This window comes from Mesorhizobium newzealandense (assembly GCF_042682145.1).
GTDB classification, from domain to species: domain Bacteria; phylum Pseudomonadota; class Alphaproteobacteria; order Rhizobiales; family Rhizobiaceae; genus Mesorhizobium; species Mesorhizobium newzealandense.
Map to the genome: position 1 here is coordinate 332,704 of NZ_JBHUGZ010000012.1, position 14,582 is coordinate 347,285.

Annotated in this window: 9 protein-coding genes and 5 pseudogenes; 5 read left to right on the forward strand and 9 right to left on the reverse strand. The window is 59.7% G+C overall.

Translation table 11 applies throughout. The annotated features are described in order from the left end of the window. Positions 1–336: 336 nt before the first annotated feature. Positions 337–669 carry a hypothetical protein gene (locus tag ACFSOZ_RS18070; protein WP_379100275.1) on the forward strand — a complete coding sequence of 111 codons (333 nt, stop codon included), beginning with the start codon at positions 337–339 and terminating at the stop codon, positions 667–669. A gap of 48 nt (positions 670–717) precedes the next feature. On the opposite strand, the gene ACFSOZ_RS18075 is transcribed toward ACFSOZ_RS18070, so the two are convergent. Continuing rightward, positions 718–1,664 (reverse strand): IS630 family transposase gene (locus ACFSOZ_RS18075; protein ID WP_417568608.1). Its coding sequence is split into 2 segments (ribosomal slippage): positions 718–1,320 and positions 1,323–1,664, totalling 945 coding nucleotides; the frame shifts between segments, so codons are not numbered across the junction. Between the two features lie 1,053 nt (positions 1,665–2,717). On the opposite strand from ACFSOZ_RS18075, the pseudogene ACFSOZ_RS18080 reads away from it, so the two are divergent. Further along, positions 2,718–3,168 (forward strand): annotated as a pseudogene (locus ACFSOZ_RS18080) (ATP-binding protein); the annotation flags it as partial. Positions 3,169–3,186: 18 nt separating this feature from the next. Here ACFSOZ_RS18080 and ACFSOZ_RS18085 read toward each other — a convergent pair. From ACFSOZ_RS18085 to ACFSOZ_RS18105, 5 genes and pseudogenes are all read right to left on the reverse strand, one after another. Further along, positions 3,187–4,344: an IS110 family RNA-guided transposase gene (locus tag ACFSOZ_RS18085; protein WP_379100277.1), complete on the reverse strand. Its 1,158-nt coding sequence runs from the start codon at positions 4,342–4,344 to the stop codon at positions 3,187–3,189. Positions 4,345–4,409: 65 nt separating this feature from the next. Next, positions 4,410–4,685 (reverse strand): annotated as a pseudogene (locus tag ACFSOZ_RS18090) (ATP-binding protein); the annotation flags it as partial. A 348-nt stretch (positions 4,686–5,033) separates the two neighbouring features. Beyond that, entirely contained in the window at positions 5,034–6,263 is a 1,230-nt protein-coding gene (locus ACFSOZ_RS18095; RefSeq protein ID WP_379100279.1) for an ATP-grasp domain-containing protein, read from the reverse strand. A 905-nt stretch (positions 6,264–7,168) separates the two neighbouring features. Continuing rightward, positions 7,169–7,564 carry an aminotransferase class III-fold pyridoxal phosphate-dependent enzyme gene (locus ACFSOZ_RS18100; RefSeq protein WP_379100281.1) on the reverse strand — a complete coding sequence of 132 codons (396 nt, stop codon included), beginning with the start codon at positions 7,562–7,564 and terminating at the stop codon, positions 7,169–7,171. A gap of 131 nt (positions 7,565–7,695) precedes the next feature. Further along, the gene (locus ACFSOZ_RS18105; RefSeq protein WP_379100283.1) at positions 7,696–7,869 is read right to left on the reverse strand and encodes a LysR family transcriptional regulator; all 174 of its coding nucleotides are present in this window, start codon (positions 7,867–7,869) and stop codon (positions 7,696–7,698) included. A gap of 914 nt (positions 7,870–8,783) precedes the next feature. Here ACFSOZ_RS18105 and ACFSOZ_RS18110 point away from each other — a divergent pair. Next, positions 8,784–9,434, forward strand: coding sequence for a transposase family protein (locus ACFSOZ_RS18110; protein ID WP_379100285.1), 651 nt, complete (start codon positions 8,784–8,786; stop codon positions 9,432–9,434). Between the two features lie 506 nt (positions 9,435–9,940). Here ACFSOZ_RS18110 and ACFSOZ_RS18115 read toward each other — a convergent pair. Next, positions 9,941–11,035, reverse strand: a pseudogene (locus ACFSOZ_RS18115) (ISNCY family transposase); the annotation flags it as partial. A gap of 215 nt (positions 11,036–11,250) precedes the next feature. Beyond that, a pseudogene (locus ACFSOZ_RS18120) lies at positions 11,251–11,562 on the reverse strand (transposase); the annotation flags it as partial. 524 nt (positions 11,563–12,086) lie between these two features. On the opposite strand from ACFSOZ_RS18120, the pseudogene ACFSOZ_RS18125 reads away from it, so the two are divergent. Both ACFSOZ_RS18125 and ACFSOZ_RS18130 read left to right on the forward strand, forming a co-directional pair. After that, positions 12,087–12,769: pseudogene (locus ACFSOZ_RS18125) on the forward strand (cytochrome P450 family protein); the annotation flags it as partial. 100 nt (positions 12,770–12,869) lie between these two features. Beyond that, positions 12,870–13,451, forward strand: a complete 582-nt coding sequence (locus ACFSOZ_RS18130) for a GNAT family N-acetyltransferase (RefSeq protein ID WP_379100287.1) — start codon at positions 12,870–12,872, stop codon at positions 13,449–13,451. A gap of 120 nt (positions 13,452–13,571) precedes the next feature. Here the strand turns inward: ACFSOZ_RS18130 and ACFSOZ_RS18135 are convergent. Then, positions 13,572–14,518, reverse strand: a protein-coding gene (locus ACFSOZ_RS18135) for an IS630 family transposase (RefSeq protein ID WP_417568608.1) whose coding sequence is annotated in 2 segments (ribosomal slippage) — positions 13,572–14,174 and positions 14,177–14,518 — 945 coding nt in all. Because the reading frame shifts where the segments join, the coding sequence is not laid out codon by codon here. Positions 14,519–14,582 lie beyond the last annotated feature (64 nt).

A 14,582-nucleotide genomic window follows, 5' to 3' on the forward strand; every position in this document is an offset into this window, starting at 1 on the left:
CGACGATCTTGATCCAGCCGACCTGTTGCAATCGGGCGGGGTCCATATACGTCCACACCAACACGACTGGAGTCTACAAGCGCGCACGATCCGAAGGTTGCAGCGCGTGTACGGAGCTTTTAATGATCAGGGGCCGAGTCCGGTGCAGACTTGTGCTTCAAATCGAATCGATGGCCGGCATCATGGAAATACGCAGCAGGCCATCGCCCGAAAGGGATTGAACCAAAGCATAGGAGAATCGAGCCAATCCTTACTCAAACCCAGCCTAGTGATTTCGCGTCATCCGATACTCTAGGGGGACGTATCTCGTTCGCCCGCGAGCTCATCAAACTAACAATGGCACAGGCCGCATGCCGACTTGGTGTCGACACAGCATGCTGGAAGGGGTGGGAATGCGACCGCGCCGCGCCGCAATCCAATCGCCTTGCCATGATGGCGGGCATCCTGGCTGTGAGCCCCTCATGGCTGTTGTCGGGAATAGGCGCCGGTCCATTGGAGCTGGCGTCGAACGACGGCGCCGCGCTGCTGCGAGAGCTGCAAATCGCCTCTTCTGACGCAGTGGCTTCGCAAAAACGTGTGCAAGAAATCGTTGCGTTACTCGGTTCCGGTAGGGGCGAAATGCCACTCCAAGTGCCGGTGAAGCTCGGCGGTGGGCATCGCCAGACCTGAAGCAGTGCCGCCAACCAGACAGCTAGAGCAGTTTCTGGATAATCACGGTTAGGCATCGTAGCCGGCGTGGGCGAACAGGTTTTCGCATTCTTTGGGGTGGAAACGATCGATGGCGACGGCCACGGCGTCCCATAATTCCGGGATGGACCGGGCTGCTGCCTTTCGCAGTAAAGCCTTCAGCTTGGCGAAGGCCATCTCAATGGGGTTAAAGTCCGGGGAGTAGGGCGGAAGATAGCGAAGGGAAGCCCCCGCAGCCTCGATGATTTCGCGGACACCGACCACTTTATGAGCAGGCAGGTTGTCCATCACGACGACATCGTCGGGTTGAAGCGTCGGCACGAGGACGCGGCGCAAGTAGACCAGGAATGCTTCGCCATCCATGGCGCCGTCCAGGAGCCAGGGCGCGACGATCCCGTCGAGGCGCAGGCCGGCCGTGAAGGTCGTGGATTTCCAGTGCCCATGAGGAACAGCCGCCCGGCAACGCTGTCCACGCGCAGAGCGGCCTCGTAGCCGGGCCATCTTGGTATTGAGGCCACTTTCGTCGATGAAGATCAGGCGGCTCGGATCGAGATCGAGTTGGCCTTCGAACCACTCTTCCCGCGCTGCCAAAACATCCGGTCGCTGCTGTTCGGCCGCGTGCGCTGTCTTTTTTTGTACGTGATGCCACGCTTTGCGAAGAACGCATGGACCGTCGTCAGGCTGGCTTTGACCCCGCGCTCTGCCGCAAGGCGATCGACGATCTCGGCAAGCGTGATGTCCCGCTCATCGGTCTCGACCAAGGCGAGAATGAAAGTCTCGTGCGCGTCCAGCTTCGATACCTTCGGCTTGCCCTGCCGCCCAGGTTCCAGATTGCCGCTCGAACGCCAGGCCCGATACCATGCACCAGACGTCGATATCCCGATGGCAAACCGCCGTGCCGCTTCTCGGGTCGACAGGCCTGCCTCTATCGCCTCGATAACACGCGTCCGCAAATCCAGGCTGTAAGCTCGTGCCATGCCGCTGCTCCTTCCGCAAATCACTTCGATCAGGGAATCAGAACAAGCCGTTCACTGCAAACAAACGACTCCGATTAAGGGAAAACCGCTCTAGACCCAATTGCTGCAAGGCCTAGGCATGAAGCATCGCGGATGGCTCTGTGGGCGCCGAAATCATAGGGATCAGGACGCTTCTGGTGTTCGGTACCGGACAATTCGCCCTCTCGGAAAGAGGTGGGAAAGAAAGTTGAAGTCCCGAATGTTTCCCTTGCGCCCACTTGTCGCGCCTGCAGGAAAACGGGCGTCGTTGACGAACTTGCGCTCGTGGATCCCGAGGGCCTCGAATTCCAGCCGGCAATCTGGCGGACGTGTGCCCCGATGCGCCTGCGGCGGGGTGAGACTCCGAAGCCCTTCTGGTCGTCGGATCGGCCGATTATCTCGACCACGAAGCGCCTCAGCGATCTCCCGGCGGGGTGCTCCAGCGAGCGACCCGTCGGGCGCACGAAAAACGAGGTCAATGGGGCGCCGCGTCTTTCAGAAGCCGAAAAGCTGCCCGCGTCAGGGGCGAGCCGGGTGGCCGAGACCGCCTGAGCCTGCCGAAGAAAAGCGAGCTCGGTGTCAATACCGGGCGAAATTTCCGCAGAAGTGCCGAAGTAAAATTCCCCAGTTATGCCGCCCCGGACGACGTGGAGAATTGGGCATTTTCGGGGGTCTGCCGCGTTCGCGTGATGGCGGGGCGTAAGACGGTGGCGTTATCAATGCTTTCGAACGGACGTGTTCGGGCATCAATTCGGCATGTTGCCGCAGTCTTGCCGTCATGAGAATGGGCCCGCCGCCTCGGAGCCTTGCTGCTGAAGCCAATGACTGCTTCATGGTCCGGGTCTTTTGCAGACCCACCGAATACAAGGTTGCGGCGTAATGCGATGCGCCCAAAGGCAGGCTCCCCTCGAATTTGATGCTCGCGGACCAATGCACGATGGCAGTGACCAACCGTTTATGTGAGGCTATCCTGACCACTTTACCGCGAAATCATTGCCAAAGGCCCCTTGACAACGAAATCCCCATACAAGGGTCGTCCATTTCGTCGGGCCGCCGGGAACCGGCAAAAGCCATCTGGCCGTGGCGCTCGGCGTCGAAGCTGTCAAGGCCGGCAAGAGCGTCTACTTCTGCACGCAGGCCGATCTCATCGCAGCCTTGTCCAGGGCCGAGCGCGAGGGACGGCTGCAAACGCATCCGCTTCTTCTGCAGGCCCAGTCTCCTGATCGTTGACGAGATCGGTTATCTCCCGGTCATCGCCGGCGGTGGCAATCTGTTCTTCCAGCTCGTCAACGCCCGCTATGAGAAAGGTGCGATGATCCTCACATCAAATCGCGGCTTTGCAGAATGGGGCGATGTCTTTGGAGACGCCGTGATCGCAACGGCCCTCCTCGACAGACTTTTGCATCATGCCGTCGTCGTTCAGATCGAAGGATCAAGTTACAGAATAATGCCATGGTGTCCATCGGGACACCGCCACCTCGAATCGATACGCCCTGCAGTGTGTTCAGTTCATCGGGCGCAATGTCACGCCCATCGGGATTTCGCCGACGGTAACCAATCGCCAAAGCGCGATGAGCAGCTTGCGTGCGAGCGCCACGATCATTGTCGTTTTGCGGGCGCCTTGTGCCACTCGTGCCTGGAACCATTGCGTCAGCCCGCTGTTCTTTTGGAATCTCAGCAAGCGCCAGGCCAGTTGGATCAGCCCGCGTCGCACCCGGGCGTTGCCTGCCTTGGCCAACCCCTTTTCGCGTCGTTTCGATCCGCTCTCGTCGGGGGAGCCTGTCAGACCGGCGTAACGTGCAACCGCGCGCCGGTCTCTGAGGTTGCGGCTAAGCACCTCGTGGACCAGCATGTCGGCTGTCTCAATCCCGACACCAATCACGCGCGCCAATAGCACAACCATTGTCTGAGACCTCGACGCCGGCGCCTGCTCAAGCTGTGTAATCCGGGCTTTTTCAATCGTCGTGATCTGATCGCGCACCACGGCGAGCCGAGCCATGTCGCGCAGCATCTCTTCCAGCATATTCGGCGGAAGCGGCTGTCCTTCCGGAGTGCGCAGGTCTGGCAACTTCTTCGGCGCCCGGCGAAGCTCGGGCTTGAAGCCTCGGATGCCGAGCCGAGCCAGCGCCCCTTTCATGCAATTGACTATCCGCGTTTTCTCGCTGACCAAATTCTCCCGCTCGCGGCTCGGCCGATTGGAATCTTCTTCCCCCAGTGATGGGATCGCTACCATGCGGCAGTGGCCTCGCTCGCCACGCAGCCAGGCCAGGAACACGCGCATCAGCATGGCCGTGTCCAGCCGGTCCGTTTTCGCCCGTCGGTGTTCACGGGTCACGGCCACACTGGTCGAATGGATGACGTGAGCGTCTATGCCTCGCGTCTGCAGCCACCGAGCCAGCCAGAAGCCGTCCCGCCCAGCCTCGAAGCCCAGCGCAACCCGGTCGATCGGCATGCCCGCAGCCTCCGCCTCCGATCGCCAGCGCGTGATCAAACCGAGCAATGCATCGGGATCGGGATCGAGTTTCTTGAGGGGGTGTCGCTGAACGCCGGGAAGCATTCCGGCTACCAGCCAGCTATTCTGACTCATTTCTACAACGACGAGCACAGTGCGAGCTTGATCCAATACAGTTATTGAGTGGCTGAGATCTTCGACTTTGGACATGATCGTCTATCTTTCGGGTTAATCGTACAACGATGGTGCCACCTCGCCGCTTTCCCGCATAGCTTCTCATGGCGGTCGACAAAACCCAGTTGCGTCAGCGTGAAGATCCGATCTCGATCGAGTGAGGGCCGGAAAGAAAAATCAAAGCCGGCGACCCATCCGCAGCGCGGTTTTTATACGGCTGTTCTCGCGCAGGGTCGGCTCTTCGGGAAGTAGGATATCGATTGCTTCGAGAGCCGACAGCTCGCCCTTCTCCAGGCGCCGGACACAATATGGTCGAGTGCTTCAAGGGCACGTGGCATCTCAAGCCGACAAGGTCATGGCGAATGCGGATCGATCATCGACGGCACGGAATCAAGAACGGCGCTATCGAATCGAGAACGGCGCTATCGACAGGGGCCGGAGACATGCGGGATACGCCCGGCCCTCAAAGTGCATGTCCGCCTCTGCAATCGCGCTGACAGTTCGTTGTGAGCCTCCCAGATCAAGGCTGAATCGGAAGTTGCGAACTCGCAGAGTCGGCGCTCTATTCGTGCATCCGCCTGGCTGGTTGCAGGCCCGGTTACAATTTCGGTGAGTCCCGACCCTATCTGAGTTTTCATGGCCTATTTGTTGCCTTATTGGAGTTTGCGTGACTAGCTCTGGGCTCGATCCGCTGGTGCGGAAGAGGTAAGGGGACGATATCGAAACTATTCGCCAAGGGTCGGAATTGGTGTGATCGACCAACCGATTAAGTCGACGGCATGCTGAAGTATCGTTCTTGTCTGAGCAGGGCTGGGCGAAGCGGCAATGACATGTCCGATCTTGTCTCGGATATCGCCTTGCCTGACAAACAGCGACTTGGGTTTAATGTACAATTTGACCTCGGCGACACCTGGTACAGCAGCCGCCCGGCTCTCACCACCGATCCAATCGAGGATGCCATCACGATCAGGAACTAGGATCCGCGAGGCCGCAGTCTGCGAATGCCTTTTGCGCAAATCCCATTCCTCGCCGATGATAAGTTTGATGTGCTCAGCGACGAGATCGACACCGTAAGCCAGTCGGATCAGTTTAGGTTCCCCAACCCCAAGACGCGGATTGACTTCAATGACGACTGGGCCACGCTTCGTCCATCGGAATTCAATGTTCGACGGCCCCCAGCCAAGCCCGAGTGCTCGCAAACAGCTCAGCGAAACATCGGCGATATGTTGATGCTCATCATCAATCAGCGGGGCCGGACAGGTGGACTCACGAACGACGAAATGCGGTGGCGGGCCGAACTCGTAGGCGGTAATTGCAATGACCTCATTTCCCATTAAATTAGCGACATAAAGGGGGCCCTGCGCGAATTCTTCGACCAGTATCCTCGGCGAAGAGCGCCCTACATTCTTCCCGCCCAACAGATAGGTCGTATGTTCGGCCAACTCATCGACGTTGCGGCACAATCGGACACCGATGCTGCCGCAGCCCATGGCTGGCTTAACAACCACAGGCAGGCCGATCTCTGCGGCAGAGCTTTCTACCTCCGTCGCATTCGCTGCCAAATGATAAGCAGGCATTGGAACCCCGGCCACTGCGAGCAGCTGACGTTGAGTGAATTTGTCGCAGCACCGTTCAACCGATGCGGGGTTTGGTCCCGGTAGACCGAAATGCCGGCAGAGCTTGCCAACTGTCGCAGGGATCGATTCGTCGAGGTCCGGAAACCCGGTAATGCCGGCAATGTCATAGGTTGCTCGCAGCTGGGAACATTCGTGGATTAGCGCATCGAGATTGTCTGTATCGATACGGATTGCCTCGATCCCTTTTGCCGCAAGATAGTCGTATTGTGTTGGATCCGCCGCCAGGGTAACTGGATGAAGACCAAGACCCTGGGCCGCTTGTTTGTATTGCGGACCATTACCTCCCCCTCCAAGCATGATGAACGCTCTTCTTGCCATTGGCTTTAACCCCGACATTGTGTGTTTGTGTGGCGGTTCAAGCCTAAATCGGCATCTACTTTTTTTAGCCTTGTATGACTCAGACCTTGCCGTGAGCGTATCATCGTCAGCGATTTCCGGTCGCAAAGATCCTGTAAATTTATTTGAAGGATCTGTTTAAATGGTTGGAGGTCGCGTCCCACCTCGATCACCTCCAGGAAACGGCTGCGATTGATCACAATCCCGTCGAAGCTCTGCGTGAGGCATGTCACATCAAGCAGTGCATGCCAGTCTGACGCATTGGTATCGTGTAATCCGGAACTGCTCTTGCCAAAGTGCGCCAGCCCAAACCGTTTGGCGGCGTGCTGGGACGGATCATGGCTGAGCATGTCACGATGATGCGTCGCAGGGAATATAAACATACTTCGCAGCCCACGTTGCTCTTGCGGTTCGACCGGTTCCTGCAGTTGAACCCGCAACCGAACTGCTGAGCGTGATGATCGATCAATGGGCGGCAATGAAGGCTTACGCGCAACGACGTGGAAGAATGCGAGAAGCTCAAGCGCATCTTTGCGAAAATCCTACGGCATCGTGACCCGTCGGTCCTCCGCGCCGACAGGACCCCAGACCTCGGAAGGATCTGACGCAGGAAGAGTTGACTGCACGCGCGGACCTCAGCATGCGCTATGGGGCTCGATCAAGCGTGCCCGCGTCTCCGACAGCGTAGCGTGCTTGGACGACTTGCGGAGGCATTCAGCGTCGACTCTGCGAACTCATAGAACCACCGCGCAAGGCATAAAAAACTGCTTCTCACCGACTTGACGCCCACGGCAACAGGCGTCTCACCGGGCGAGGATGGCACGGCGAGCGTCTCACTCGCTTGCTGGCGCTTTCCGACGACGATGTCTTGCGCGTTCTCGCCATCCTCATGGTGGGTTTGTCTCCATGCTGTCATGTACCGCGCCAATGCTGTCGCGAACAATGGACAGACCACGGCGCAGGTCAGCCTCGGCAATGGTCAGAGCAGCAAGGAACTTCAGCACCTCATTGCGCCCGCCGCAGGTCTCGATCACCAAGCCGCGACGAAGAGCTTCCCGTGAGATTTGGACCGGTAATGTGTGGTGCTTCTGAAATGCGAGCCCGTACATCAAGCCGCGGCCCCGTACAGTCGGGCCAAGGTTGGGAAATTCGTTTGCGATTAACCGGAATTCCGCAGCCAGGATCAGGGACTTGCGAGCGATCTCTTCCTCGAACTTGGAGTTGGTCCAGTAGGTCTCAAGAGCCGCACGAGCAGCAATGAAGGCGGCATTGTAAACATGCAAGTCCGGACGGCAAATCTGAACGGCGAGCTTCGCGATCGACTGCGGGCACCATTCCGACAGCCAGAGCCGAACGTGCCATCACTTTTCAATCCCAAATCACCCCTCCAGCGCGTCGCGTAACCCCAGAGAAGTTACCGGTCTCCCATATGCTCTTCCAGCCGGCGCAGCGCGTTGCTGATTGTGGGCTGCGACAGGGACAGCTTGTCTCTGGCAGCGGTTAGGCTTCCCTCCTGCACGATGACCGTGAATGTTCTCAGGAGATTCCAGTCGATCTCCCAGACAAAACGGCGCCGCACTTGGGTCATTCTCCTCCTCCGTCAGAACCACAGAAGCGCTGACCCCGATCGCAATGCCGGCAAAGCAAGACCTGTGAGCGGCACCGTGCGCAGAGAAAGAAACGACCGGTTTGCATTGCGGCGGCGAACCTCTCGGAACGCCGTCGGGATTGCGGGGAAAAGCTCGACGGAATGCGCCAATGCCATTATGCTGGCGCATACCGTGAACCAGTCGGCATCAGTGCCCGGGGACCTGCAAGTCCCCTCACACGGGCCGTTGGGATAGGACATCGAGTTTACGTGGTAGTGGGTCGATGTCTGATTGCGGCGCTCCGCACATGTAGCATGCGCGGACGCAGCGCGGGATGCGCCTCAGTCGCCCTCCGGGCTCCTGTCGGCGCATCCCGCGCTCTCATCCCCAACCAAATCAGATCATCAGCGTCATTCAGCACCACTCCGAGCCGAATTCCGCATCAATTCCCTCTCGGCGCCATCTATACGCGGTTCTCAACCGCCATCGACAAGGGGATCACCTGCGGCGCGATATCGCGCCAACGAAGGCCGCAGGGCTTGTGACGATCTACATGCCAAGCCGCTTTCGACCACAATGGGAGCCTGCCTGACGAAGCCGCAGTCGGACCGGACTACCGAGTCGAGCAGTTTGTCCAAGGGGCTGGTATCGTTCTGGCCACCAATCTAATAGGCGAGCTTTAGACCTTCGCCAGCCAAGAAATCGACGCCTCTGACCAAGAGCAGCTTCACACAGCCGTTACATTAGTCGGCGCCCCGGCAACTGGTCGACGGGCGATCAGATTTCATCCTGTCCGTTGTCCTCATCGCAGATTCTGTTGCCTGTGCGCTGGTAGCCTTCAGAAATAACGGAAGTCGCATTGCGTTCGGCGTGGAATAAGGGGCAGACTCAATCTTGCTGCAAGTGAAGGACGATGTCGCGCGGTTTTCGAGAAGGAATCAGCGTGATGCAACGAAGATTTGGATCGACGAGACTGGCGCTTGCAGGCTTCGTCGTTGGGCATGCCGAAATCGGAACGGATTGTGTATTTCTGGACGTGCGCGTCGCGGCTGCTTCGGCAACGTGCCCATGCTGTGGGACCAGTTCACGTCGAACCCAGAGCCGATATCTGCGGCAAGCCGCCGATCTGCCGATTGCCGGGCGGCGGGTTGTCCTGCGCGTGACGGTTCGTCGTTTCTGGTGCGACGCTGTTCTTTGCCGTCGCCGCATTTTTGCCGAGCGGTTTGGCGCAGCTGTCTTGGCTCCGCTATCGCGAAAAACCGGACGCCTTGAGACGATCGTTCATCACCTGGGGTTGGCGCTGGGCGGCAGGCCGGCGGCAGCCTTCGCCGAGCGCCTGATGATGCCGGTGAGCAACGATACCCTGTTGTGCGTCGTGCTTCGGCGGACGGAGCAGCCGCGTAATAGGCTTTCCTTCATTGGCATCGACGATTTCGCATTCCGGCGCGGCCAGCGATACGGAACGATTGTCTGCGATCTCGAGCGACGAAAGCCGGTGACACTGCTGCCTGATCGTGAACAGGCGACATCGCAGGCATGGCTTGCGAACATCCTTCGATCATGATCGTCGCACGTGACCGAGGCGGCGGATATGGCGAGGCGATCGCCAAGGCCATGCCGCACGCCGATCAGGTGACCGACAGCTGGCATCTCATGGAAAACGCCAGCCGTGCCTTTCTCGACGCGGTCAGGAAATCGATGCGTCAGATCCGAAGGACAGTGGGCGCACCATCATCGATCCAAAGCTCCTCACCTACGCCCGAACGGCTGCAATATGAGGGGTATCTGCGTCGTCAGGAGACAAACGAGGCCATTCTGGAATTGTCGAAGCAGAGCGTGCCGATCAAGCAAATCGTCAAGCGTACCGGACATGGCCGCAAGCTGGTGCGCAGCGTCTTGCGCGGTCAGCGCTCCGAGTATTCCGGGTCCGACAAAGTTCGCTCGATGAATGGCTACCTTGGCTCGACAGCTGCTGGGAGACCGGCGCACGCAATGCGTCGGCGCTTTGGCGCGAAATGCGCGAGAAGGGCTTTCGAGGTCAGATCGGCGTCATCTCAGAATGCGCACGCCGCCGCCGTCTGGCCGAAAAAGCCGATCAGAGCGCGCTTGACCATAGAGGGCGATGTGGCGTTCCAGCATGGGCAACAAGCGGTCGCTGTCGGCCGGATTGCCTGCTTCAATCACCAGATCGAGGATCATGCCGCTCCTGCCGGTGGTCAGGTTGAGTTTGTGACCGTACTCGGTATCGCGGCTGCCCTTGACGATGATATCGGCATGCGGTTCGAACAGGCTGACCAACTTCTCGCCAGCCGGCACCGGCTTGCCGGCCAACACCCGCCGCTCGCTCTGTCTGATGATGCGTTCGACCAACGGCCGGTAGTGACGGACCTGGGCCTGCCATAGTGCGATGAGTGGCGTGCTCGCCATGGCCAATCGCTCGCTCGCCTGCTTCAGATAGGCCAAGGTCGCGCGAGTGATTGCAATCAGTTCACGGTAGAGTTGGACGCGATTAGGTCGACCGCGCGTGAACTGGATCTTGCGGGCGCGCTTCTTGGCTGCGCGGCAATGATCGCGCCATGATGAGCCGGCGCCGCCTACCAGGCTATCGGCCCGCTTCAGAAAGCGCACCATGACCCGCACAGCATCCCAAAGCAGGCTGCTGTCGCTCGGCTCATGCATGAGTGCCGCGGTCACGGTGCTGTCCAGCCGCACGACCGCGCCGTCTTCGAGCTTCGCCTGCCGGGCGCCCGACAGCAGCGTCCGATTGACCTGTTCCCAGGTCTCGGGCCGGATCGCGCTGATCGTCTTTTGCAGCACCGACTTCTGCGGGCTCCACGACCATGGCAAGCGGGCAAAGGCGCGAAACGAGGCCGAGTCCTCGAGGTGGAACGCCAGCTCCTGGTACCTCAGCTGGCGGTATTGCTTGAGCAGCGCGCAACGCAACACTGCTTCGGCGGGCAACCCTTGCCGTCCAGTGGCCTTGACGTCATCTCGACACAGGTCCCGCGCCACCAGCCCGAGCAAATCGCGATGCTCGTCCAGCCATTGCGACATCGCCTTCAGCTCGTGGCCGATCTCGCGCGTGGCGAAAAGATCGAATATGCTGGCTTCTCTATTCGGCACGTTGAGGTCAAGCGCTTTCGAGCTTTTCCGCTTCGCCGGCATCTGACGTCTTTCGCGGGGCTTGCTTCTCTTCGGGATCGGCGTCTTGGCCCTCCCAGTATGGGGAATCCGCAGAACGAGGTGGTACAATCTTGGACGCGTCCTGATCTACGATCGGCACTGCCAGCATAGCGAACTCACCTCATCCATCGTCCCGCGAAGGACATCTTTCCACCTGGCAAGTGGAACTCTGTTGTCTCCTCCCTTAACGGCCCCGGTCAGACCGCGACCAGCGTGCTTTCCTTTGTCCAGCGAAACGGTGTGCCATCAGTCCACATGCGATGCATGATCACCGCCAGCCGGCGGGCGAGCGCAACAACGGCCTTTTGCCGGCCGCGCCGCCTGGCGACTTTCACCGCCCAGGCCTTCAGCCAGGACCATTTCGCCACGCGCGTCAGCAGGACTTGCGCGGCCTCGTAGAGCAGCGTTCGCATCATGCCATCGCCGCATGCCGAGATCCGGCCAACCCGCCGGCTTTCACCCGACTCATTGAGCACTGGCGTCAAGCCAAGAATTGCCCCGACCGCCTTCTCTATTCGGCACGTTGAGGTCAAGCGCTTTCGAGCTTTTCCGCTTCGCCGGCATCTGACGTCTTTCGCGGGGCTTGCTTCTTCGATGCGGTGCGGCCCGACGACCGCGCGCGGTGCGTGTCTATCGGAGACCATCTTGGGTCCGAATCTGGACAAGAATGTCTCAAGTCCGACCAAAGGTCCCCAAGGCTGGGTCACCGGTTACCGGGCAAACGCTGTAAGGCAAACGGAGCGCCGATTCGGCACGCAACTTGCTTCGCTGATTTTATCAGCGGGCGTCAGCTTTGCGTCACGAAGAACAGCGGTGATTGATCAGTCTCCCCAGGACGACGTGGATGTCCCCACTTGAATTCACGACCGATCTCATCCGCGCTCGTGCGCAGGTCGGCTGTATCGCGCAACAGGATCTCAGGGCGCCTTAGCCGGGACGCGCCACAGGCTGGCAATCGGCTTTGTGAACGTGGTGGGATCTCATGAGCGTATGAACGCCTAACGTCATGAGCGCCTGACGTAGGGAGATAAAAATGGCGACCGACCCGGTCCCAGATCATGTCCCGCCCGAAACGGTGAGGGACTTCAGCCTGTTTACGTCACCGGGCATGTCACCAACGGCCGACGGGGATCCACACGCAGCTGTGGCTTCCGTCCATGCCGGGCCGCCGGTCTTCTATTCGCCCAGCAACACGCAGGATAGGCAACGTACCTGCGTCATCACTCGCGCCGCGGACCAGCGCCGGGTGCTGCAGGACGCAGAGACTTTTCCAGCCATCGCAGCATCTTCGCCTCTGCGCTGGGCGAAAACTGGCCGACGATCCCGCTTGAGCTCGATCCGCCGGCCCATCGGGTCTTTTGCTCACTACTCAATCCACTGCTTTCACCAATGCGGGTAACGGAACTGGAACCGGCTATCCGCGAGCGAGCAATCACGCTGATCGAGAGGATCGCCGCATCGGGGACAAGCTGCGACGTCATGAAGGATTTCGCCTTTCCCTTCGCGGTCAACGTCTTCCTTCGCTGTCTGGGCCTGCCGGATAACCGACTGGACACATTTGTCGGCTGGGCGAAAGATTTGCTCCACGGCGATGATGTGAGACGGCCGGAGGCTGCCCGGACGATTGTGGCATTCATCGTCGAACTTGCAGGCTTGTGCCGCAAGGAACCCATGACATTTATCGTGCAGGCACAGGTCGAGGGCCGCGGGCTGACCGCTATGACCGCACGGCCTGCATCGGCCGCGGCTGCCGCTTCAAGGTCTGCTCGCGCGAGGTTATGTATCTTTACGACATCCGACGGGAAGAATTTATCGAATGACGCCGATCCGCACCGAACGTTTGATGCTGCGCAACTGGCAGGACCGCGACCGCGAGCTCTTTCACCGGATCAGTTCCGACGAGCGCGTCATGGAATTCTTTCCGTTCCGCCGCGACCGACCCCAGTCAGACGCCACGATGAACGAAATGCGGGACGTCATTGACCGCGATGGATTCGGCTGGTCGGCTGTCGAGATTGCAGTTTCCGGCGAGTGCATCGGCCTCGTTGGGCTAAGTTTCGCCGACATGGAACCTGTAGCGCCGGCCGGCGCCGTTGAGATAGGCTGGCGGCTGGCGCCTGAATACTGGGGCAAAGGCTATGTCACCGAGGCGGCCGAGGCTTGGCTCGCCTACGGCTTTGAAACGCTCGGTCTTCACGAGATCATGTCCTTCGCCGTGTGGAACAATCTTCGCTCGACGGCGGTGATGGAACGTCTTGGCATGAGCCGTGATCGTTCCGGCGGCTTTGACCATCCCCGCGTTCCGGACACGCATCCGCAACTTAAGCGCCACGTACTCTACAGGCTCTCGCGCAAGGACTGGCAGGCAAGAAAAAGGGCGACCCCTAGAGCGGGATGAGATTAATTTCGGTCAGCCCAGGAAGACGCGCATCAGCATCGCCGTGTCCAACCGATCGGTCTTCGCCCGACGATGCTCGCGCGACACCGCGACGCTAGAGCAGTTTCTGGATAATCACGGTTAGGCATCGTAGCCGGCGTGGGCGAACAGGTTTTCGCATTCTTTGGGGTGGAAACGATCGATGGCGACGGCCACGGCGTCCCATAATTCCGGGATGGACCGGGCTGCTGCCTTTCGCAGTAAAGCCTTCAGCTTGGCGAAGGCCATCTCAATGGGGTTAAAGTCCGGGGAGTAGGGCGGAAGATAGCGAAGGGAAGCCCCCGCAGCCTCGATGATTTCGCGGACACCGACCACTTTATGAGCAGGCAGGTTGTCCATCACGACGACATCGTCGGGTTGAAGCGTCGGCACGAGGACGCGGCGCAAGTAGACCAGGAATGCTTCGCCATCCATGGCGCCGTCCAGGAGCCAGGGCGCGACGATCCCGTCGAGGCGCAGGCCGGCCGTGAAGGTCGTGGATTTCCAGTGCCCATGAGGAACAGCCGCCCGGCAACGCTGTCCACGCGCAGAGCGGCCTCGTAGCCGGGCCATCTTGGTATTGAGGCCACTTTCGTCGATGAAGATCAGGCGGCTCGGATCGAGATCGAGTTGGCCTTCGAACCACTCTTCCCGCGCTGCCAAAACATCCGGTCGCTGCTGTTCGGCCGCGTGCGCTGTCTTTTTTTGTACGTGATGCCACGCTTTGCGAAGAACGCATGGACCGTCGTCAGGCTGGCTTTGACCCCGCGCTCTGCCGCAAGGCGATCGACGATCTCGGCAAGCGTGATGTCCCGCTCATCGGTCTCGACCAAGGCGAGAATGAAAGTCTCGTGCGCGTCCAGCTTCGATACCTTCGGCTTGCCCTGCCGCCCAGGTTCCAGATTGCCGCTCGAACGCCAGGCCCGATACCATGCACCAGACGTCGATATCCCGATGGCAAACCGCCGTGCCGCTTCTCGGGTCGACAGGCCTGCCTCTATCGCCTCGATAACACGCGTCCGCAAATCCAGGCTGTAAGCTCGTGCCATGCCGCTGCTCCTTCCGCAAATCACTTCGATCAGGGAATCAGAACAAGCCGTTCACTGCAAACAA